This is a genomic window from Streptomyces sp. NPDC026394, assembly GCF_055567735.1.
The window spans coordinates 729,993-752,057 of record NZ_JBVHPX010000001.1; the positions used below are offsets into that span (position 1 = coordinate 729,993).

General features: G+C 71.4%; 18 protein-coding genes. 14 read left to right on the forward strand and 4 right to left on the reverse strand.

Annotated features, from left to right (window positions below; genetic code table 11):
* Positions 1–49 precede the first annotated feature (49 nt).
* The 6 genes from ACZ4QV_RS03090 to ACZ4QV_RS03115 all read left to right on the forward strand — a co-directional run bounded on the left by ACZ4QV_RS03090 (position 50) and on the right by ACZ4QV_RS03115 (position 7,599).
* Positions 50–1,915, forward strand: a complete 1,866-nt coding sequence (locus ACZ4QV_RS03090; protein WP_361583951.1) for an acetolactate synthase large subunit — start codon at positions 50–52, stop codon at positions 1,913–1,915.
* A gap of 45 nt (positions 1,916–1,960) precedes the next feature.
* Entirely contained in the window at positions 1,961–2,485 is a 525-nt protein-coding gene (ilvN, locus tag ACZ4QV_RS03095; protein WP_361145897.1) for an acetolactate synthase small subunit, read from the forward strand.
* Between the two features lie 128 nt (positions 2,486–2,613).
* On the forward strand, positions 2,614–3,612 hold the full coding sequence (ilvC, locus tag ACZ4QV_RS03100; RefSeq protein WP_125044817.1) for a ketol-acid reductoisomerase: 999 nt from the start codon (positions 2,614–2,616) through the stop codon (positions 3,610–3,612).
* Between the two features lie 300 nt (positions 3,613–3,912).
* Positions 3,913–5,505 (forward strand): phosphoglycerate dehydrogenase, encoded by a 1,593-nt coding sequence (serA, locus tag ACZ4QV_RS03105; protein WP_361145893.1) that lies wholly within the window; start codon positions 3,913–3,915, stop codon positions 5,503–5,505.
* Positions 5,506–5,774: 269 nt separating this feature from the next.
* Positions 5,775–6,755 (forward strand): PRC and DUF2382 domain-containing protein, encoded by a 981-nt coding sequence (locus tag ACZ4QV_RS03110; RefSeq protein ID WP_361145890.1) that lies wholly within the window; start codon positions 5,775–5,777, stop codon positions 6,753–6,755.
* Between the two features lie 205 nt (positions 6,756–6,960).
* The gene (locus ACZ4QV_RS03115; protein WP_467762516.1) at positions 6,961–7,599 is read left to right on the forward strand and encodes a TetR/AcrR family transcriptional regulator; all 639 of its coding nucleotides are present in this window, start codon (positions 6,961–6,963) and stop codon (positions 7,597–7,599) included.
* 614 nt (positions 7,600–8,213) lie between these two features.
* On the opposite strand, the gene ACZ4QV_RS03120 is transcribed toward ACZ4QV_RS03115, so the two are convergent.
* A complete protein-coding gene (locus tag ACZ4QV_RS03120) occupies positions 8,214–9,527 on the reverse strand; it encodes a PucR family transcriptional regulator (protein WP_361634572.1) in 1,314 nt (437 codons plus the stop codon).
* A 266-nt stretch (positions 9,528–9,793) separates the two neighbouring features.
* Between ACZ4QV_RS03120 and ACZ4QV_RS03125 the strand changes: the two genes are divergently transcribed.
* Together ACZ4QV_RS03125 and pruA are read left to right on the forward strand one after the other, a co-directional pair.
* The gene (locus ACZ4QV_RS03125; protein WP_361145881.1) at positions 9,794–10,720 is read left to right on the forward strand and encodes a proline dehydrogenase family protein; all 927 of its coding nucleotides are present in this window, start codon (positions 9,794–9,796) and stop codon (positions 10,718–10,720) included.
* A gap of 106 nt (positions 10,721–10,826) precedes the next feature.
* Positions 10,827–12,458, forward strand: a complete 1,632-nt coding sequence (gene pruA, locus ACZ4QV_RS03130; protein ID WP_361145878.1) for an L-glutamate gamma-semialdehyde dehydrogenase — start codon at positions 10,827–10,829, stop codon at positions 12,456–12,458.
* 77 nt (positions 12,459–12,535) lie between these two features.
* Here the strand turns inward: pruA and ACZ4QV_RS03135 are convergent, their stop codons facing one another.
* On the reverse strand, positions 12,536–13,057 hold the full coding sequence (locus ACZ4QV_RS03135) for a Uma2 family endonuclease (RefSeq protein ID WP_361614680.1): 522 nt from the start codon (positions 13,055–13,057) through the stop codon (positions 12,536–12,538).
* A 352-nt stretch (positions 13,058–13,409) separates the two neighbouring features.
* Here ACZ4QV_RS03135 and ACZ4QV_RS03140 point away from each other — a divergent pair, with 352 nt between their 5' ends.
* Positions 13,410–13,541: a hypothetical protein gene (locus tag ACZ4QV_RS03140; protein ID WP_274535863.1), complete on the forward strand. Its 132-nt coding sequence runs from the start codon at positions 13,410–13,412 to the stop codon at positions 13,539–13,541.
* 69 nt (positions 13,542–13,610) lie between these two features.
* Here ACZ4QV_RS03140 and ACZ4QV_RS03145 read toward each other — a convergent pair whose 3' ends face one another.
* Positions 13,611–15,188, reverse strand: a complete 1,578-nt coding sequence (locus tag ACZ4QV_RS03145; RefSeq protein WP_361634569.1) for a purple acid phosphatase family protein — start codon at positions 15,186–15,188, stop codon at positions 13,611–13,613.
* A 129-nt stretch (positions 15,189–15,317) separates the two neighbouring features.
* Here ACZ4QV_RS03145 and ACZ4QV_RS03150 point away from each other — a divergent pair, with 129 nt between their 5' ends.
* Positions 15,318–16,358, forward strand: coding sequence for a 3-isopropylmalate dehydrogenase (locus ACZ4QV_RS03150; protein ID WP_361145870.1), 1,041 nt, complete (start codon positions 15,318–15,320; stop codon positions 16,356–16,358).
* A gap of 312 nt (positions 16,359–16,670) precedes the next feature.
* Positions 16,671–17,756 carry a branched-chain amino acid aminotransferase gene (locus ACZ4QV_RS03155; protein ID WP_361145867.1) on the forward strand — a complete coding sequence of 362 codons (1,086 nt, stop codon included), beginning with the start codon at positions 16,671–16,673 and terminating at the stop codon, positions 17,754–17,756.
* A 113-nt stretch (positions 17,757–17,869) separates the two neighbouring features.
* Here ACZ4QV_RS03155 and ACZ4QV_RS03160 read toward each other — a convergent pair whose 3' ends face one another.
* Entirely contained in the window at positions 17,870–18,295 is a 426-nt protein-coding gene (locus ACZ4QV_RS03160) for a hypothetical protein (RefSeq protein ID WP_361145864.1), read from the reverse strand.
* 585 nt (positions 18,296–18,880) lie between these two features.
* Between ACZ4QV_RS03160 and ACZ4QV_RS03165 the strand changes: the two genes are divergently transcribed.
* The 3 genes from ACZ4QV_RS03165 (at position 18,881) to ACZ4QV_RS03175 (ending at position 22,035) form a co-directional block, all read left to right on the forward strand.
* Positions 18,881–19,930: an agmatine deiminase family protein gene (locus tag ACZ4QV_RS03165; RefSeq protein ID WP_361147325.1), complete on the forward strand. Its 1,050-nt coding sequence runs from the start codon at positions 18,881–18,883 to the stop codon at positions 19,928–19,930.
* Positions 19,931–19,947: 17 nt separating this feature from the next.
* Positions 19,948–20,595 (forward strand): TetR/AcrR family transcriptional regulator, encoded by a 648-nt coding sequence (locus ACZ4QV_RS03170; RefSeq protein ID WP_361145862.1) that lies wholly within the window; start codon positions 19,948–19,950, stop codon positions 20,593–20,595.
* Positions 20,596–20,775: 180 nt separating this feature from the next.
* Positions 20,776–22,035, forward strand: a complete 1,260-nt coding sequence (locus tag ACZ4QV_RS03175; protein ID WP_467762517.1) for a TolB family protein — start codon at positions 20,776–20,778, stop codon at positions 22,033–22,035.
* The last annotated feature ends 30 nt before the right edge of the window (positions 22,036–22,065 follow it).

Genomic DNA, 22,065 nt, shown 5'->3' on the forward strand with positions numbered 1-22,065 from the left:
AACCACCCCCATACCCCACCAAAACCCTCAGCTTCGAGAAGAGACGCAGATGACCGAGCAGGCCACCGGGGCCCACCATCCGCAGCCGCGGGCCCGTCACTCCGGCGGAGCAGCCGCGACCGCCGTCGAGCACGTCACGGGCGCGCAGTCCCTCATCCGTTCGCTCGAAGAGGTCGGGGCCGACACCGTGTTCGGCATTCCGGGGGGCGCCATCCTCCCCGCGTACGACCCGATGATGGACTCCTCGAAGGTCCGCCACGTCCTGGTCCGCCACGAGCAGGGCGCGGGCCACGCCGCCACCGGTTACGCGCAGGCCACCGGCAAGGTCGGCGTCTGCATGGCCACCTCGGGACCCGGTGCCACCAACCTCGTCACCCCCATCGCCGACGCCCACATGGACTCCGTGCCGATGGTCGCGATCACCGGCCAGGTCGCCTCCAAGGCGATCGGCACCGACGCCTTCCAGGAGGCGGACATCTGCGGCATCACGATGCCGATCACCAAGCACAACTTCCTGGTCACCGACGCGGCCGAGATCCCCCGCACCATCGCCGAGGCGTTCCACATCGCCTCCACCGGGCGGCCGGGACCGGTCCTGGTGGACATCGCCAAGGACGCCCTCCAGGCACAGACCACCTTCTCCTGGCCGCCGCACACCGACCTGCCCGGCTACCGCCCGGTCACCAAGCCGCACGCCAAGCAGATCCGCGAGGCCGCCCGGCTGATCACCGAGGCCCGCCGCCCGGTCCTGTACGTCGGCGGCGGCGTGCTGAAGTCCGGCGCCACTGCCGAACTGAAGGTGCTGGCCGAACTGACCGGCGCGCCCGTCACCACCACCCTGATGGCCCTCGGCTCCTTCCCCGACACCCACCCGCAGCACGTCGGCATGCCCGGGATGCACGGCGCGGTCGCCGCCGTCACCGCCCTGCAGAAGTCCGACCTGATCGTCGCGCTCGGTGCCCGCTTCGACGACCGGGTCACCGGCAAGCTGGACTCCTTCGCCCCGTTCGCCAAGGTCGTGCACGCCGACATCGACCCGGCGGAGATCGGCAAGAACCGCGCGGCCGACGTGCCGATCGTCGGCGACGCCCGCGAGGTCATCGCCGACCTGATCGTGGCCCTCCAGGCGGAGCACGCGGCGGGCCGCGCCGGCGACTACACCGCCTGGTGGAAGGACCTCAATCGCTGGCGCGAGACGTACCCGCTGGGCTACGGCCACCCCGACAACGGCAGCCTGGCCCCGCAGCAGGTCGTCCAGCGCCTGGGCGAGCTGGCCCCGGAGGGCACGATCTACGCGGCGGGCGTCGGCCAGCACCAGATGTGGGCCGCCCACTTCATCGACTACGACACGCCGTCCACGTGGCTGAACTCCGGCGGCGCCGGGACGATGGGGTACGCCGTCCCGGCCGCCATGGGCGCCAAGGCCGGGCGGCCGGACCGTACGGTCTGGGCGATCGACGGCGACGGCTGCTTCCAGATGACCAACCAGGAACTGGTCACCTGCGCGCTGAACAACATCCCGATCAAGGTCGCCATCATCAACAACGGCGCCCTGGGCATGGTCCGCCAGTGGCAGGCCCTCTTCTACAACCAGCGCTACTCCAACACCGTCCTGCACAGCGGTCCCGAGGACTGCCTCGCCACGGCGGAGGTGGCCGGCGGCGGCACCCGTGTCCCGGACTTCGTGAAGCTGGCTGAGGCGATGGGCTGCGTCGCGATGCGCTGCGAGGACCCCGCCGAGCTGGACGCGGTGATCGCCAAGGCGAACGCGATCAACGACCGCCCGGTGGTGGTGGACTTCATCGTCCACGAGGACGCCCAGGTCTGGCCGATGGTCGCGGCCGGCACCTCCAACGACGAGGTCATGGCCGCCCGCGGGGTGCGCCCCGACTTCGGCGACAACGAAGACGACTGAGACGCCGGGACGCGAGACACGCGGATAGAAGAGAGAAGACCGACCATGTCCAAGCACACGCTCTCCGTCCTGGTGGAGAACACCCCCGGCATCCTGGCCCGGATCGCCGCCCTGTTCTCCCGCCGCGGATTCAACATCGACTCGCTCGCCGTGGGCGTCACCGAGCACCCCGACATCTCCCGCATCACCATCGTCGTGAGCGTCGAGTCGCTCCCGCTGGAGCAGGTCACCAAGCAGCTCAACAAGCTCGTCAACGTGCTGAAGATCGTCGAGCTGGAGCCCGGCTCCGCGGTCCAGCGCGAACTGGTGCTGGCCAAGGTGCGCGCCGACAACGAGACCCGCTCGCAGATCGTGGAGATCGTCCAGCTCTTCCGCGCCAAGACCGTCGACGTCTCCCCGGACGCGGTGACCATCGAGGCGACCGGCAGCAGCGACAAGCTCGAAGCGATGCTCAAGATGCTGGAGCCGTTCGGCATCAAGGAGTTGGTGCAGTCCGGCACCATCGCCATAGGGCGCGGCGCCCGCTCCATCACGGACCGCTCGCTGCGGGCCCTGGAGCGCTCCGCCTGACGTGCCCGGGCCCGCCCGGACCGTCGCGCCCGGGCCCGCCCGGACCGTATCGCGAGACCCCCGAACCTTTCCTCACGAGCCCGACGTAGTGTGTCGGGCAACCAGCTAGATCCAAGGAGATACCCGAAGTGGCCGAGCTGTTCTACGACGACAACGCCGACCTGTCCATCATCCAGGGCCGCAAGGTCGCGGTTCTCGGCTACGGCAGCCAGGGCCACGCCCACGCCCTCTCCCTGCGCGACTCGGGCGTCGACGTCCGGGTGGGTCTGCACGAGGGCTCGAAGTCGAAGTCCAAGGCCGAGGAGCAGGGGCTGCGCGTGGTCAGCCCGGCCGAGGCGGCGGCGGAGGCCGACGTCATCATGATCCTGGTGCCGGACCCGATCCAGGCGAAGGTCTACGAGGAGTCCGTCAAGGACAACCTGAAGGACGGCGACGCGCTGTTCTTCGGCCACGGCCTGAACATCCGCTACGGCTTCATCAAGCCGCCGGAGAACGTCGACGTGTGCATGGTCGCCCCCAAGGGCCCGGGCCACCTGGTGCGCCGCCAGTACGAGGAGGGCCGCGGCGTGCCGTGCATCGCGGCCGTCGAGCAGGACGCCTCCGGCAACGCCTTCGCGCTGGCCCTGTCGTACGCCAAGGCCATCGGCGGCACCCGCGCCGGCGTCATCAAGACCACCTTCACCGAGGAGACCGAGACCGACCTCTTCGGTGAGCAGGCGGTGCTCTGCGGCGGTGCCTCGGCGCTGGTCAAGGCGGGTTTCGAGACCCTGGTCGAGGCCGGCTACCAGCCGGAGATCGCCTACTTCGAGTGCCTGCACGAGCTGAAGCTGATCGTGGACCTCATGTACGAGGGCGGCCTGGAGAAGATGCGCTGGTCGGTCTCCGAGACCGCCGAGTGGGGCGACTACATCACCGGTCCGCGGATCGTCAACGACGCCACCAAGGCCGAGATGAAGAAGGTGCTCGCCGAGATCCAGGACGGCACCTTCGCCAACAACTGGATGGCGGAGTACAACGCCGGCCTGCCCAAGTACAACGAGTACAAGAAGGCCGACGAGGACCACCTGCTGGAGACCACCGGCAAGAAGCTCCGCAAGCTGATGAGCTGGGTCGACGACGAGCAGTGAGCCGTACGGCACGGGGCCGTGGCAGCCGCCGCGGCCCCGTTCGCCATGACCGGTGCCCGGCCCCCGCCACCGTGTTGTCCACCGCGTCGCACCACTACCGGGTGATCCTTCCGAAACGGCGGATGAACGGCCGGGGGCCAGCACTACACTGCACACCACAAGCGCGTCAGGCTCACAGCGTCGTGCGTCTTCCACGCGGCTGCCCCCTTCACCGCCTTCGGCCGTCGGGACGGCCGTTCTCCCCCGTAGCCATCAGGGGCACGGGTGGGGCTCCCAGGACTAGTGAGGACTGAAGACCACGTGAGCTCGAAACCTGTCGTACTGATCGCCGAGGAACTGTCGCCCGCCACCGTCGACGCCCTCGGTCCGGACTTCGAGATCCGGCACTGCAACGGCGCCGACCGCGCCGAGCTGCTGCCCGCCATCGCCGATGTCGACGCGATCCTCGTGCGCAGCGCGACCAAGGTCGACGCCGAGGCCATCGCCGCGGCCCGCAAGCTCAAGGTCGTCGCCCGGGCCGGTGTCGGCCTGGACAACGTCGACGTCGCCGCCGCCACCAAGGCCGGCGTGATGGTCGTCAACGCGCCGACCTCCAACATCGTCACCGCCGCCGAGCTGGCCTGCGGCCTGCTGCTCGCCACCGCCCGCAACATCCCGCAGGCGAACACCGCGCTGAAGAACGGCGAGTGGAAGCGCAGCAAGTACACCGGTGTCGAGCTGTCCGAGAAGGTCCTCGGCGTGGTCGGCCTCGGCCGGATCGGCGTGCTGGTCGCGCAGCGGATGTCGGCCTTCGGCATGAAGATCGTCGCGTACGACCCGTACGTGCAGCCGGCCCGTGCCGCGCAGATGGGCGTCAAGCTGGTCACCCTCGACGAGCTGCTGGAGGTCGCGGACTTCATCACCGTCCACCTCCCCAAGACCCCCGAGACCCTCGGCCTGATCGGTGACGAGGCGCTGCACAAGGTCAAGCCGACGGTGCGCGTCGTCAACGCCGCGCGCGGCGGCATCGTGGACGAGACCGCGCTGGCCAGCGCCCTCAAGGAGGGCCGGGTGGCCGGCGCGGGCCTGGACGTCTACGCCAGCGAGCCCTGTACCGACTCCCCGCTGTTCGAGTTCGACCAGGTTGTCGCCACCCCGCACCTCGGCGCCTCGACGGGCGAGGCGCAGGAGAAGGCGGGCATCGCGGTCGCCAAGTCGGTGCGCCTGGCGCTGGCGGGCGAGCTGGTGCCGGACGCGGTCAACGTCCAGGGCGGCGTGATCGCCGAGGACGTCAAGCCGGGGCTGCCGCTGGCCGAGCGGCTGGGCCGGATCTTCACCGCGCTGGCGGGTGAGGTGGCGGTCCGCCTGGACGTCGAGGTGTACGGCGAGATCACCCAGCACGACGTCAAGGTACTGGAACTGTCCGCGCTCAAGGGCGTGTTCGAGGACGTGGTGGCCGAGACCGTCTCGTACGTCAACGCCCCGCTGTTCGCCCAGGAGCGTGGCGTCGAGGTGCGGCTGACCACCAGCAGCGAGTCGGCCGAGCACCGCAACGTGGTCACGGTGCGCGGCACCCTGTCCGGCGGCGACGAGATCTCCATCTCCGGCACCCTGGCGGGCAACAAGAACCAGCAGAAGATCGTCGCGGTCGGTGAGCACTCCATCGACCTCGCGCTCGCCGACCACATGGCCTTCCTGCGCTACGGCGACCGCCCCGGCGTCGTCGGCACGCTCGGCCGGATCCTCGGCGAGGCGGGCATCAACATCGCCGGCATGCAGGTCTCGCGGGCCGACGCGGGCGGCGAGGCGCTGGTCGCGCTGACCGTCGACGACACGATCCCGGCGCCGGTGCTCGCCGAGATCGCCGACGAGATCGGCGCCACCTCGGCGCGCGCGGTCAACCTCGCGGACTGAGCCGAGGCCGTACGGCCGTACCCGTTCGACTCCGGGCCCGGGCCCCCGCTGCGGCGGGAGCACGGGCCCGCTGTCGTGCGGCACCCGCGCCGGCGGGTGAACGCGCCCCATCACCCGTTCGGCCTAGTGCGGACCGAAGCCGGACGCCCCGCAAACTCGCCGTCGAGCCGGTGTTCCGGGGGTTTTCCGACTCGCTGCGCGCTGCGGGGCGGCGCGCAATGGGAACTGCACGTGCCCCCTGCCGGCGCGTGCGGAAGGAGAGCGACGCCATGAACGCACCCCTGGGTGAGAACCCTCAGGATCTGACCGGTATGAACGTGGTCGACGCGGAGGGCACCAAGGTGGGCTCGGTCCAGCAGATCTACCGGGACGACGCCACCGACGCGCCCGAGTGGATCACCGTGCGCACCGGCCTGTTCGGCATGAAGGAGACCTTCGTACCGCTCGCCGGAGGCCGGCGGGTGGGTGACGAACTGCAGGTCCCGTACACCAAGGAGCAGATCAAGGACGCCCCGCGGATCGACGCGGACGGGCATCTGGAACCGGCCGAGGAGGAACGGCTGTACCGGCACTACGGGATGTCCCGGCCGGGCACCGCACCGACCGGCACGGTCCCTGGGCGGACCACGACCGGCGGAGCCGGGATGGGCACCGCCGGTGCCGCCGGCGCGGCCGGAATGCGCAGGCCCGAGGAGCGCCGCCGGGAGCGGACCGAGTCCGCGCCGCTGGCCGGCGCGGGCGCCGGGGCCGGGGCGATGGCCATGTCCCGCGGCCGGGACGACGCCGCGCGGTCCAAGGAGCAGAACCCGGAGATGCTCATCTCCGAGGAACACGTCGAGATCGGCACCGAGGCGCACGAGAGTGGCCACGCCCGGCTGCGCAAGCATGTGACGACCGGCGAGGTGCACCGCTCCGTACCCGTCAGCCACGACGAGGCGCGCATCCGGCGCGAGAAGATCAGCGAAGAGGACCGCCGCAAGGCGCGGGGCCGGCAGCCCGAGCTGGGCGACGGTGAGCTGGACGTCACGCTCTACGAGGAGCAGGTCGTCGTCCGCAAGGAGAACGTGCCGGTCGAGCGGATCCGGCTGGAGACCGAGCGGGTCACCGAGCAGCAGGAGGTCAACACCGAGGTCCACCGGGAAGAGGTGGAGTTCGACGACGGCAAGGGCACCGGCCGGCGCGACCGGCGCGGCCGTGGCCAGGGGCCCGAGCGGGGCCGCGGCGGTCCGGACACCGAGCGGGGCCGGTAGACAGCCGGCACCCTGGGCGCCGCCGCTTCCGGCAGTCCGCCGCTCCACGGGCCCGGCCCGCCGCACGCACAGCGCGGCGGGCCGGGCTCCGTACCGCGGTCGGCGGGCCCGGCCCTGTACCGCGATCGGCGGGCCGGGCTCAGCTCGTACGCCGGTCCGGTGCACCCCGTCCGGTACCGCTGCCCGCCGGGCATAGGCTGACCGCATGGGACACCGTGAAGACCTGCTGGAAGGGGCCAAGCGCTGCCTCCTGGAAAAGGGGTACGCGCGCACCACCGCCCGCGACATCGTGGCCGCCTCCGGCACCAACCTGGCGTCCATCGGCTACCACTACGGCTCCAAGGACGTCCTGATGCGCCAGGCGCTGGTGGAATCCGTCGAGGCGTGGGGCGCCGGGCTCGCCGGTACGGAGGAGGCCGGCCCGGAGCCGACCGGTGATCCCGTGGAGCGCTTCGCGGCCGGCTGGGACCGCATCCTGCGGAGCTTCCTGGAACAGCGCGACTTCGTGGCCTCCCAGGTCGAGGTGCTCGGCCTGCTGCCCCGCGACCCCGAACTGCGCGCGGCCCTGGCCACGGTCCTTCCGGAGGGCGGCGAAGGGCTGGTCGCGGTCTTCGAGAACGTACCGGACACCGAGGTGGACGCGGAGTCGGCGCGCGTCGTCGGCTCCTTCTACCAGGCGCTGCTCACCGGTCTGATGGTGCAGTCCCTGGTCTCCCCGGCGGCGCTGCCCTCGGGCGGCGACCTCGTGGAAGCGATGCGGCGGGTGCTCTCCGGAACGGTGCTCCCCGCGACGGCGCACGGACCGGGAGAGGTGCCCACGGGCGGCGGAACGGCCGCCTCCTGACGTACCCGGGCCGCCCGCCGACCTGCTCGCCGCGCCCTGGCTGTCCGCCCCTCGACCGTACCGGGGCCGCCCGAGGGCCCGGCCGTCGGCCGCCCGCACCGGTCAACCGGCCGAGAGCCTTCGGTATTTGACCGTCCAGCACTTGTCCGGTCGCGCCGCCGCGCTCTACGCTCGCCGTACGGGACCAGGCAGCAAGCTGCCGCCGGACCCGGATCTCCCAGACCCAGAGGTCGCCGCGCAGTCCGCACCCGAGACCGGCCGGAGATCCGCGCCACGCAGCGAACACGCGTCTCCGGCCCCGCCCTTCCCGGCCGTCTTCAGCCAGGGGTCCTCCCGCGCGCCCCGGCCCGCCAGGGAGGGCGGACAGTGCCAGGTGAGGGGGAAGAGGAGCCCCGTCGCCCGGCAGCCGGTCGCCGCCGGTTCCGGTTCTTCTCCCGGCGGCGGCCGCATCTCTCGTGGGTGCGTCGTGCACGTCGTGCCCGTCGTGCTCGCGACGGGTACCGGCCGCAGAGTTTCATCGTCCGTCCGGACCCGCCGTCTGTCCAGTGCTCAACAAAAGTCTGTTCGCGGACGCCCGGGAACCGCGCCGTCCGGCCCCGAAGGTGCCGGGCGCCTCACAGCCGTGCCGTCTTCAGCGCCATGTGGAGCAGCAGCCGGTCGCCGCCCTCGTCCAGGTCGAGTCCGGTCAGCTTCTCGACGCGGCCGAGCCGGTAGTACAGCGTCTGCCGGTGGATGCCGAGCGCCTGGGCGGCGCGGCCCGCCTGGCCCGCGCAGTCGAGGAACACCTCGGCGGTACGGGCGAGTTCACTGTGCGCGGGGGAAAGCAGCGGCCGTACCGGCGGGTCCGGTTCGACCGACGGCAGCCCCGTCAGCAGACGGTACGCGCCGATGGCGTCCCACTCGGCCACCGGGCCCAGCCGGGGTTCGGCGCGCGCGGCCCGCGCCGCCGCCAGCGCCTCGTGCCAGGCGGTGGGCAGGCCGGCCAAGTCCCGTACGGGCGTGCCGAGTCCGGCGGCGCCGGGCAGCGTACGGGCGTCCGCCCCGGCCGGTGCCAGGCCCCCGCCCGCGCGCGGCGAGCGCAGCAGGTGCTCGGCCACCGTATGGGCCGCGGCGAGGGCCGACGGCGAACGCAGCCGTACGAGAGCCGCCAGCGACGGGGCGTCGGCGGTCGCCCGCGACGGCGGAACGGGAGCGGAGCGCCGCCCTCCGGGAGGGGCCGACGCGCCACTCGGGGATGCCGGGCCCGGCGTCTCTTCGGCCGCCCCGTTCGCGGCGGGCAGTACGCAGGCGGCCAGCAGCCCCGGCAGATTCGGCAGCGGTGCGTGATCGGCGTCCGGCACGTCCCACGGCGTCACCGCGACCACCAGCAGCGGCGCGTCCGCCGCGGACCGCAGCCCGTCGCGCAGCGCGGCCGCCGCGGCGGTGCGCTCCGTGGGCCGCGAGACCAGCAGCGCGCGCAGCAGGTCGCCCAGTTCGGCGCCCGCGCGGGCCTCCGCCGCCAGCAGCGCGCCGATGCCGGAGGCCGACTCCATCGCCTGCTCGATCCGGGGGTCGGGCGGCGCGCCGCCACCGCCCAGCTCCAGGTCGGTCAGGTGGCCGTCGTCCAGCAGCCAGACGTATCCCTGCACGATGCCGCGATGGCGTACGGGCAGGCAGATCCGGCCCTTGAAGACCCCGGCCGCCGGATCGGGCGGGATGCGCAGCGCGGTCTTCGCGCGGGCGATGCCGAACGCCTCGAACCAGGCCCGTACCGCCGCCGTCGAGCGGCGCTGGAGGATCGAGCGGGTCCGTACGGGGTCCATGACCAGATCGTCGTCGCCCTCGTGCGCGCCGAAGGCGATCAGGCCGAAATCGCGGTCCTCCAGGGTCGCCGGGGCGCCGAGAGCGGCCGAGATCTCGTCCACGAGCTGCTGGTAATCGCCCCGCATGTGCCGCGTGGCTCCTTTCCGGTCCGCGCTCCCGAGCCGTACGGCCGTCGCTGTCCCTGCGGTCACCGGGGAAGGTGGGCCCTCCGGTGCCGTTGTGGTCCCCCTCCATTGTCATACATCTGTCTGAGATCCCGGCCACGAAGGCCAGACAGCTGTCGATGGCCGCGAACTGGCGAGATCCTTAAGTTTCAGGTGGCTCATCTCGCCGTCGCGCCCGCCTGCCAGGCGCCCGCCCGGCTTGTCATCTTGAATCGTGGAGGTGCCCCGTGCTGGGTCCCGTGCTTCTCGCAGCAGCCCGCAGCGACAGCATCCGCCGAGTCGTCTCGGCGGCCCCGGTCACCCGTCCGGTCGTCGACCGGTTCGTGGCCGGTGAGCGGCTGGACGCGTCGATGGCCGCCGTGCGGTCCCTGGCGGACCGCGGGATGGAGGTCACCCTCGACCACCTCGGTGAGGACATCACCGACCCGGCCGAGGCGCTGCGCAACCGCGACGCCTACCTCCAGTTGACCGCCGCCCTGAAGGACCTGGGTCTGGGCGGGCGCGCCGAGATGTCGGTCAAGCTCTCCGCCTTCGGCCAGGCGCTGCCCGGCGGCCACGAGCTGGCCCTGAAGAACGTCACGCCGGTCGTCGAGGCCGCCGCCGAGGCCGGTACGACGGTCACCCTGGACATGGAGGACCACACCACGGTCGACTCCACCCTGGCGATACTCGGCGAGCTGCGCGCCCGCTTCCCGCAGACCGGCGCGGTGCTCCAGTCCTACCTGTTCCGCACCGAGGACGACTGCCGCGCGCTGGCCGGGGAAGGATCTCGCGTGCGCCTGGTCAAGGGCGCCTACAAGGAACCCGCGACGGTCGCGTTCCAGGACAAGCGGGAGGTCGACAAGGCGTACGTACGCTGCCTGAAGATCCTCATGGCCGGCGAGGGCTACCCGATGATCGGGTCGCACGACCCGCGCATGGTGGCGATCGGCCAGGAACTGGGCCGCCGCTTCGGCCGCAAGCCCGCCGAGTACGAGTTCCAGATGCTGTACGGCATCCGCGAGGCCGAGCAGGAGCGCCTGGTCACCGAGGGTCACCGGATGCGCGTCTACATCCCGTACGGCACGGACTGGTACGGCTACTTCATGCGGCGCCTCGCCGAGCGCCCCGCCAACCTCGCGTTCTTCCTGCGCTCGCTCGTCACCAAGGGCTGAGCCAGGCGCCCGGCCCCGCGGCCGGACCGCAGCCGGGCCGCCCCCGTGGCCCGGCGCCCCACAACTTGACGCACCCGCACACCCCCGACCGAAGGAGACGGCCGACATGGACGCCGTGACCCACGTCCCCGCCCCGTACAACGAGCCGGTGCACGGCTACGCCCCCGGTTCCCCGGAGCGCGCCCGCCTGGAGGCCAAGCTCAAGGAGCTGGCCGGCAACCCGATCGACCTGCCGATGACCATCAACGGCGAGAAGCGGATGGGCGGCGGCGAGCGCTTCGACGTCGTGCAGCCGCACAACCACCAGGCCGTCCTCGGTACGTACGCCAACGCCACCCGCCAGGACGCCCAGGACGCGATCGACGCCGCCCTGGCCGCCGCCCCGGCCTGGCGCGCGATGTCCTTCGACGACCGTGCCGCGATCCTGCTCAAGGCCGCCGACCTGCTGTCGGGCCCGTGGCGCGAGACCATCGCCGCCTCCACGATGCTCGGCCAGTCCAAGACCGCCCAGCAGGCCGAGATCGACGCGCCCTGCGAGCTGGTGGACTTCTGGCGCTTCAACGTCCACTTCGCGCGCGAGCTGCTCCAGGAGCAGCCGCCCGTCCAGCCGAACGGTGTCTGGAACCGCCTGGACCACCGCCCGCTGGAGGGCTTCGTCTACGCGATCACGCCCTTCAACTTCACCGCCATCGCCGGCAACCTGCCGACCGCGCCCGCCCTGATGGGCAACGTCGTCGTCTGGAAGCCGTCGCCCACCCAGACCCACTCCGCGATCCTGCTCATGCAGCTCCTGGAGGAGGCCGGCCTGCCCAAGGGCGTTATTAACCTGGTGACCGGTGACGGCAAGGAGGTCTCCGAGGTCGCGCTGCCGCACCCGGAGCTGGCCGGCGTCCACTTCACCGGCTCCACCGCCACCTTCCAGTACCTGTGGAAGGCGGTCGGCGAGAACATCACGAACTACCGCTCCTACCCGCGCCTGGTCGGCGAGACCGGCGGCAAGGACTTCATCGTCGCCCACCCGACCGCGGACCCGGCGATCCTGAAGACGGCCGTCACCCGTGGCGCGTTCGAGTACCAGGGCCAGAAGTGCTCCGCCGCCTCCCGCGCCTACATCGCCCGCTCCACCTGGGAGAACGGCTTCAAGGACGACCTGGTGGCGGAGGTCGAGGGGCTCACCATGGGTGACGTCACCGACCTGTCGAACTTCATCGGCGCCGTCATCGACGAACGCTCCTTCGCCAAGAACAAGGCCGCGATCGACCGTGCCAAGGAGGACCCGACCTGCGAGATCGTCGCGGGCGGCAGCTACGACGACTCGGTCGGCTACTTCGTGCGCCCGACCGTGATCGCCTGCTCGGACCCGGAGAACGAGGTCTTCAAGACCGAGTACTTCGGCCCGATCATCGCCGTCCACGTCTACGAGGACGCCGACTTCGACGCGATGCTGGAGCAGATGGAGTCCGCCTCGGCGTACGCCCTGACCGGCGCCGTCCTCGCCCAGGACCGCCAGGTCCTCGTCGCGGCGTCGGAGAAGCTGCGCTTCGCGGCCGGCAACTTCTACCTCAACGACCGCCCCACCGGCTCCATCGTCGGCCAGCAGCCCTTCGGCGGCAGCCGTGCCTCGGGCACCAACGACAAGGCGGGCTCGAAGTTCAACCTGCTCCGCTGGATGTCGCCGCGCGCCATCAAGGAGACGATGGTCGCCCCGACGGACTACCGCTACCCGCACATGGGCTGATGCGGTAGCCGCACGACGCGGACGGCCCGGTGCTCCCTTGGTGGGGGTGCCGGGCCGTCCGTGTCGGCCGTGTCCGGTCAGCTGTCGCCGCGGGGCGGGCCGGTGATCGATTCGCCGATGACGAAGCCTTTGGCGGGGCCTTCGGGGATGGCGATGTCGGTGCCGTGGGGGACGCGCGTCTCGGCCGCGTAGTCCGCCTTCTCGGCCACCGGGGAGGTGAACACGGTGACAGTGCCGCGGAGGTCAAGATCGTCAACGAGGACGTAGACGGGGATGCCGGCACGGGCGTAGGCGCGGCGCTTACGGACGCGGTCGCGGGTGACGCTGTTGTGACCGGGGGAGACCACTTCGACGACCACATCCACAGCCGTGGCTCTGATGCCGACACCTTGTTCGGTGACGTCCTGCGCCTCGGCATCCTCAAGAGCGATGATCACGTCAGGAATCCAGACCTTGCGGTCGTGGATCACATCGGTGTCCTGGTGGCCGGCATACGGTCCATCGGCCAGGTATCTGTCAGCGGAACGCCGTAGCTTGTTGGCGATCCGACTGCGCGCGTAGCAGCCTGTCGGCGACACCTCGATGAACCCCTCGATGATCTCGGCGCCTCCCCAAGTGTGGGCGCGCCCGGCCCCGAGGCACGAGCGACGTCGTCACGCTACGCAGCCGTGTCCCCTTGGCTGCACCGATCAGCGGATGATCACCCGAACGAGCACCTCAGGCCATGGCCCGTCTCAAATAGTAGGAAGCCCAAGTAATTGTGCAGACAGCACGGCTCCGCTGGCTTAGCTTTGTAGGAGCCGAACGTTCCGCTCCATCGGGCGGCGGCGGGTGCGGCCCGGTGCGTGTGCGCAGGTGATCCCTGCTGACGCCGAGGCCCCCGCGTGTGTCGGCCGTTTCCGGAAGGACGCTTCCGTTCATCTCTCGGGGCTTTGGCATTGGAGACGCATCATGACCAAGACCGCTGTCCGCAGGATCCGTCACTCCGCCCGCGCGACCGGCGAGGCCGACCGCAAGAACGCCGCCGCCGCGCTCCAGCGGGCGCTCGACCGCCGGGACAACGGCGGCTCGACCGGGCACTGAGCCCGGGGGCCGTCCGGCGGGCGGGTGTGCGGCGCGCCGAGCGCGTGGGCACGCCCGCCCCTGCCGTGCTCAGTGGCGCCGCGTGACCTCGAAGCGGTCGATGCGCTCGCCGGACTCGGCGAGCGCGGTGACCTTCATCCGTGGCCGGTGGCCGGGCAGTACCTCGACCGCGATGAAGGAGTAACCGGTGTAGCGGACCCGTGACCACTGCGCGGCTTCCTTGACCTTCACCTTGCCCTCGGCCCAGTGGTACGTGTCCACGTGGTCGAGGTCCTTGACGTGGCCCTCGTAGCTGTCGGGCACCGGGAAGTCGTACAGCGACTTGCCCGCGCCCCCGGCCGTGACGTACACGATGCCCTCACGCGAGGAGTCCACCGTCTCGCCGACGGGCATCTTCTTGGAGACCCGGCCGCCCTTGATGGCGTCGGTCCGCTCGTAGACATGGTTGTGGCCGTTGACCACCAGGTCCACCTGGTGCTTCTCGAAGAGCGGCAGCCACGCGTCGCGTACTCCGCCCTCGGAGGCGTGCGCGTTGGTGGTGGAGAAGGCGCAGTGGTGGAAGAAGACGACGATGAAGTCGATGCCCCGGGCGGCGCGCAGTTCGCCGAGCTTGCGGTCCAGCCACTTGGTCTGCTTGCCGTCGGTGACGCCGAGGTTGGCGGGGATCTCGTACGAGACGTCGTTGGCGTCGAGCGCGACGACGGCGACGTTGCCGTAGGTGAAGGAGTAGACGCCGGGCGCGTTCCCGGCGTCCGGGCCGTTGCCCGGCAGGCTCCAGCGGGCGTGCTGGCCGCCGTACCCGTTGGGGGAGTACCAGGCTTCCATGTCGTGGTTGCCGGTGGTCACCATCCACGGCACGGTCTTGGCCACCGACTCGGTCTGCGCGAGGAACTGGTCCCACTGGCGCGCGTCGTAGGTGTCGTGCTCGGTGCCGCTGCCGTCCGGGTCGGCGTAGCAGATGTCGCCGGCGTGCAGGTGGAAGGACGGGTTCTGGCCCAGGATGAGCTGGTCGTTGGCGAGGGCGTGGTAGCTGACGCCTTGGTCGCCGAAGGCGGTGAAGACGAACCGCTCGGCGCGGGCCGGGGCGGTGCGGAAGGTACCGAGGGTGCCGAAGTGGCGGGAGTCGGCGGGGTCGAAGCCGTCGTGGCCGACGCCGTAGTAGTACGTGGTGCCGGGGCGCAGGCCGTCGAGCGCGGCGTGCAGATAGTACTGGTCCACCGCGGGCAGCTTCTTGCTCAGCGCGGGCGTGTGCAGGTCCCGCACCTCGGCGTGGATCTTGCGGCTCAGGTCCCAGGGGCGCAGCCCCACACGCAGGAACGGGCGCTTGACCGCGAACGGCACCTGCCACGAGACGCGCATCTGGTGCCGGGGGTCGGCGCCGAAGGCCAGGTGCCGGCCGAACGGCGCGACCAGCGAGCCGTGCACGGCGCCGGTGGCGGGGGAGGAGAGCAAAGTGGGGGAGGGGACGGCGGCCTGGGCGGGCCCCGCCCCCGCCGGCAGACCGCCGACCGCGACGGCGCCGGCGGTCACGGCGGAGGTGCGCAGCAGCCCGCGGCGGGTCAGCTTCGTGCGGAGGTACTCGTGCTGCTCGGGCATGCTCATCCGGCTCGCGAGCGGTTCGGGGATGCCCACGCGTGGTGTGTCCATGGGGCGCAACGTCGCATCACTGTCCGACCGGCCGGGGCCCTGCGGGTGAACGGCAGGTGTCCGGCCGTCCATGTGTCCGCATCCCGGACACCACGTGTCAACCAATGGGACAGAGAGTAGGGTCCAGCCATGTCTCGCAGCATTCGCCTCGCAGTGATCCCCGGTGACGGTATCGGCCAGGAGGTCGTGGCCCAAGGGCTGAAGGTCCTCGGCGCGGCCCTCCCGCAGGACGTCAAGCTGGAAACCAAGGAGTACGACCTCGGCGCCCGGCGATGGCACGCCACCGGCGAGACCTTGCCGGACGCGGAGCTGGAGTCGCTCAAGGAGCACGACGCGATCCTGCTCGGTGCGATCGGTGACCCGTCCGTACCGTCCGGAATCCTGGAGCGCGGCCTGCTGCTGAAGCTGCGCTTCGCCTTCGACCACTACGTCAACCTGCGCCCCTCCAAGCTCTTCCCGAACACCGCGACGCCGCTCGCCGGCCGCCCCGACATCGACTTCGTCGTCGTCCGGGAGGGCACCGAGGGCCCGTACACGGGCAACGGCGGCAGCCTGCGCACCGGCACCCCGCACGAGGTCGCCACCGAGGTCAGCCTGAACACCGCGTACGGCGTGGAACGGGTGGTCAGGGACGCGTACGAGCGGGCCGAGGCGCGGCCGCGCAAGAAGCTGACGCTGGTGCACAAGAACAACGTCCTGGTGCACGCCGGCCACATGTGGAAGAAGATCTTCGACCAGGTGGGCGAGGAGTACCCCGAGGTCAGCACCGACTATCTGCACGTCGACGCCGCGACGATCTTCTTCGTCACACAGCCCGAGCGGTTCGACGTGATCGTCACCGACAACCTCTTCGGCGACATCCTCACCGACCTCGCCGCGGCCGTCACCGGCGGCATCGGCCTGGCCGCCTCCGGGAACATCAACCCCACGGGCGCCTTCCCGTCCATGTTCGAGCCGGTGCACGGCTCGGCGCCGGACATCGCGGGCACCGGAAAGGCCGATCCCACGGCCACCGTCCTGTCCACCGCTCTCCTCCTGCGGCACCTCGGGTACGACGCCGAGGCGGCCCGTATCGAAAAGGCCGTCGCCGCGGACCTCGCGGACCGGGGCGAAACCCCCCGTACCACCGGCGAGATCGGCGACGCGCTCGCCGCGCGGGTAGCGGGCTGAGGCCCGCCGCCCGCCGCGCGAACACGCGCTGACCGACAGCGCCGGGCCGCACCGGCCCGGCGCTGTCGCGCAGATCCGCGACTGTGCTACCGCCGGGTTGGGTGCGACCATCGATCCCTGGCAGGCGCACACGGATCCGCCTTCGGACCACGGCGTCCCACCCTCGCCGCAGCACGGCATTTCCGTCCCCGGTACCTCGGGAGCGATAATCGAACGTGGAGCCGCTGTACGAGGGGAAATACCGGACGTCCTGTACCGACAAGGACTTCGTGAGCGCGGCCCCACAACCTCACCGGTGAAGGACACGCACTCATGACGACGCCCACGATCGAGCTCAAGCCCTCCTCCCACCCGCTCTCCGACGCGGAGCGGGAGCGGGCCCTGGCCAGCCCCGGCTTCGGCCGTTACTTCACCGACCACATGGTGACGATCAAGTGGACGGAAGGCCGCGGCTGGCACGACGCCCAGCTGGTGCCGTACGCCCCGCTGTCCATGGACCCGGCCAACATGACGCTGCACTACGCGCAGACGATCTTCGAGGGCCTGAAGGCGTACCGCCAGCCCGACGGCACCGTCGCCACCTTCCGCCCGGACGCCAACGCCCGGCGCTTCCAGGCGTCCGCCCGCCGCCTCGGTATGCCCGAGCTGCCCGTCGAGACGTTCGTCGAGGCCTGCGACGCCCTGGTCAAGCAGGACAAGAACTGGGTGCCGACCAACGGCGAGGAATCGCTCTACCTGCGTCCCTTCATGATCGCGAGCGAGGTCGGGCTGGGCGTCCGGCCTGCCAACGAGTACCTGTTCATCGTGATCGCCTCGCCGGCCGGCGCCTACTTCACCGGCGGCGTCAAGCCGGTCTCCGTCTGGCTCTCCCAGGAGTACGTGCGCGCCGTGCGCGGGGGCACCGGCGCCGCCAAGACCGGCGGCAACTACGCGGCGTCCCTCGTCGCCCAGGCGCAGGCCGCCCAGCACGGCTGCGACCAGGTCGTCTGGCTGGACGCCCTGGAGCGCCGCTGGATCGAGGAGATGGGCGGCATGAACCTGTACTTCGTGTACGGGAACAAGATCGTCACCCCGGAGCTGTCCGGCTCCCTGCTCCCGGGCATCACCCGCGACTCCCTCCTGAAGATCGCCACCGACCTCGGCTACGAGGCCGCCGAGGGCCGCATCTCGGTCGAGGACTGGAAGGCCGCCACCGAGGACGGCTCCCTCACCGAGGTCTTCGCCTGCGGCACCGCCGCCGTGATCACCCCCGTCGGCTCCGTCAAGTCCGAGGCCGCCTCCTGGACCGTCGGCGACGGCAAGCCCGGCGAGGTCACCATGAAGCTCCGCAAGGCCCTCCTGGACCTCCAGACCGGCGCCGCCCCCGACACGCACGGCTGGATGCACCCGCTGGGCTGATCCGCCCCGTACGACGACGAACGGCCGTCCGGTATGTCGCCGGGCGGCCGTTCGTCCTTTCCGCCCGGAAGCGGCCGGCGCCGGCATGGCGAAAAGGGCGCCACGGGCGTCTCTCAGGTGTGCGTACGCAGATACCGGTGAATGGCCTCGATATCGGCGTGGTCCTTTTCCCGGGCCAGCTCTGTCTTCCACTCCAGCACTCTTCGGAGCGGGGAGAAATTCAGGCCGCAGAATACATCGGCTTCTCCGATCAGCTCGTCGACGCTGTACTCGAACCAGCCGTTCAACACCTCGACGTCCCCGGCGAAGAACAGGACGTGCTCGACGTACCCCAGCGGGGCCGGAACCGGATCACCCAGACCGGCCGCCCTTTCCCAGGCGGCTCCCCGGGTCACGACGTCGAGGTCCCCGATGTCCGGCTCGATGCCGTGCGCCAGCAGGGGCCCGCTGCCGGCGATGACGAAATCGGCCGTACGGAGATTCAGCGACCCCAGTTTCCGGAACAGCGGGTGTCCGAGCAGATCCATGCTGACCTTCATGGCGGTGACATTCCCGGGGCATCCCGGGGCAACCCTGGTCGCACAAGTATCAGCAGGGCCGATCCCGCGCTCGCCAGGAACACGAAAAGCAGCGCCCGTCCGATCCAGTCCATATGTGCTGCCGCGGCAATGAATTCCCGTACCTCGATACCGGGCACCCCGGACGTTATGCGGCTCGCTATGTGATCGACCCGGGGTTTCACGACCCGGGCGACGGTTCGCTGAGAACCGGACACGGTGGTCGATCCGCCGGAGAGGGCGATCCACACCTGGTCGGTCCGCAGAGTCGCTGCGCGCCACCCGGTCGCGATACCGCATCCGGCACGGCGTGCGTGATCACGGACAAGGCGCTCCGCGGTGCGTGGCGCATGTTTGAGTGCTGCTCTAAGCAAACGAGGTTATGGCGCCAGGGCTTCACCTGATGCTTGGCACCTGCGGAGAACCAAGTTAGAGTGCCGCACTAAATCGGCGGCGCAGTGCCGCGCCCAGGCCGCGGGGCGGTCCGGACGGGGACCGCCCCGCCCCACCCCGCCCGGCCCCTGTCCCGCCCGAGTCCGGAGGACCCCGCCCATGACGGCCCCGCCCATGACCACCCCCGCAGCCGACGGCTTCCGCATGCCCGCCGAGTGGGCCCCGCACGACCGGACCTGGATGGCCTGGCCCGGGCCCAACGCCACCTTCGGCGAGGAGGGCGGCGAGGCGCTGGAGCGGGCCCGCCGGGCCTGGGCCGCCGTCGCCCGGGCCGTGCGCCGCTTCGAGCCGGTCACGGTCGTGGCGGGCACCGGGCAGGGCGACGGGGCGCGGCACCTGCTCGGCCCGGAGATCGAGGTCGTCGAGCGGCCGCTGGACGACGCGTGGATGCGGGACATCGGGCCGACCTTCCTGACGGACGGGACCGGACGGCTGGCCGCCACCGACTGGGTCTTCAACGGCTGGGGCGGCCAGGACTGGGCCCGCTGGGAGCGGGACGCCGGGGTCGGCGGGTACGTGGCCGGGCTGGCCGGAGCCCGTACGTACCGGTCGTCGCTGGTCAACGAGGGTGGCGGCCTGCACGTGGACGGTGCGGGAACGGTCCTGCTGACGGAGACCGTGCAGCTTGATCCCGGGCGTAACCCCGGCCGTACGCGCGAGGAGGCCGAGGCGGAGGTCCATGCCGGCCTCGGCACCACGAAGGCGATCTGGCTGCCGCGCGGACTGACCGCCGACTACGGGCAGTTCGGCACCCGCGGCCACGTGGACATCGTCGCGGCGTTCGCCCGGCCCGGCGTCGTCGTCGCGCACACCCAGCCCGACCCGGCCCACCCCGACCACGAGGTGTGCGAGGAGATCGTCGGGCTGCTGCGCTCCGCGACGGACGCGCGCGGCCGGCGGCTGGAGGTGGTGGAGGTGCCCGCGCCGACCGTCGTCGAGGCGGAGGGTGAGGTGGTGGACTACTCGTACATCAACCATTACCTGTGCAACGGCGGCGTCGTGTTGTGCGCCTTCGACGATCCGCGCGACGAGGAGGCGGCCGGGATCTTCCGGCGGCTGTTCCCGGAGCGGACGGTGGCGCCGGTCGACGCCCGTACGATCTTCGCAGCGGGCGGTGGCATCCACTGCATCACCCAGCAGCAGCCCAAGGTGGGCACAGTGTGACGTTCCCGGAGGTTCCCGTGCCCGGACCGGTCCGACGGCCGCGGCGGCGGCTCACCCAGCCGCGCGAGCAGGTCCTCGCCGCCGCCATGGCCACCATCGCCGAGTCGGGCCTGGACCGGCTGACCATGGCCGGGCTGGGCCGCGAGGTCGGGATGAGCAGCGGGCACATCCTCTACTACTTCGGTACGAAGGACGAGCTGCTGCTCCAGACCCTCCAGTGGAGCGAGGAGCAGCTCGGCGCCCGGCGGCGGGCCGCGCTCGCCCACCGCGCCCCGGTGCGCGAACGTCTCGACACGCTGGTGGACCTGTACCTCCCCGAGGGGCACCGGGACCCGCGCTGGACCCTGTGGCTGGAGGTGTGGAACCGCTCGCAGAACGCGGACGACGAGACCCGCGAGCGCCAGCTCGACCTCGAACTGGCCTGGCACCGCGACCTGGTGGCGCTGCTGGTCGAAGGCGCGTCGAAGGGCGAGCTGCGGGCCGTGGACGCGGAGCGCTTCGCCACGCGTACGCGCGCGCTGCTGGACGGCTTCAGCACCCATCTCGTCGTCGGGCTGCCGGGCCTGGACCGGCAGCAGGTGCTGCGGCACGTGGGGGAGTTCCTGGACGAGGCGCTGCGGCCCGCGGAGGGCCGTGACCGCGGACGCCTGACCCCCGGCACCTGACGCTTGACGCCTGACGCCTGACGCCTGACAACCGGCACTTGACACCTGAGGCCGGACATCTGACACCCAGCCCCGGTTGTACGGAAAAGAGCGCATTGACCCTGTCGCGGCTGATGCGGTTGTATCCCTTGGCGCTCCGGCGCAGGGCCGGAGGCGGGTGTTTCCGGGGGAAACATGGGCGTGCGGACGGACAGCGGCAGACGTGCGGTACCGGGGGCCGTCGCGGCCGCCGTCCTCATCGGGGCGGCGGCGCTGAGCGGTGCCGACGCGCCCGCGGTGGCGGCGGGCGGCCACGGGCCCCGTACCGAACGGGTCGACACCGCGCCCGACGGCTCGGAAGCGGTCGGCGGCGGTTCGTTCAACGCCGCGATCAGCCCCGACGGCCGGTATGTCGCCTTCGACTCGGAGGCCGACAACCTCGTGCCGGGCGACGACAACGACGGCACCCTCGTGCATGACGTCTTCCTGCGCGACCGCCGCACCGGCACCACCCGCCGCCTCAACGCCCCACTCGGCCCGGGCAACGCCGACTTCGCCACGATCAGCGCGGACAGCCGCTACGTGGCCTTCGACGCCGAGACGGACGGGAGGTACCACGTATACGTCTACGAGATCCGTACCGGCCGCCTCGAACGCGTCGACCTGGACCTGGACGCGGGCTTCACCGGCGGCGAGACCCCGTCGCTCAGCGCCGACGGCCGCTACGTCGCCTTCCAGGGCACGCAGGCCGCCGTCCCCCCGGCGAACGAGGACTTGGGCCGCATCTACGTACGCGACCGCAAGACCGGCACGACGCGCCGCGCCAGCAGGGTGCCCGCCAAGGAGGGCCGCGGCTACGACTCGCCGCGCATCAGCGCCGACGGCGGCAAGGTGGCCTACCGGGAACGCAGTCGGCGCGGCGGCGGCCCCGGCGGCGAGCGCGACTGGGCCGACATCCGTCTCGCGGACCTGCGGACCGGCGAGCAGCGGCAGATCGACACCACCGCCGACGGCCGTCCCGCCACCTCCGGCTCCACCGACCCGCTGATCAGCGCCGACGGCCGTACCGTCGCCTTCAACTCGTCGGCCAAGAACATCGTGCCGGTACCCGACGAAGCCCGCTCCTACGTCTTCGTCCGCGACACCCGCACCGGCGCGGTCCGGCGCGTGGACGGCATCAACGGCAACCAGTACGCCGCCGCGGACGCGATCAGCCCGGACGGCCGGCGCCTGCTGCTGCGCTACGCCGGCGTCGAGTACGGGTTGTACGTCAAGGACCTGCGGACCGGCAGGGACACCCTGGTCAGCCCCGGCACCGACGGCAAGCCCCGGGCGGCCACCGCCGGACCCGACGCGATGACACCGGACGGCCGCGAGGCCGTCTTCGAGTCGCACCTCGACGACCTGGTCGACGGCGACACCAACCACGAGACCGACGTGTTCCTGCGGCACGTCCGCTGAAGGGCAGGGCGGCGCCACGCCGTACGCGCC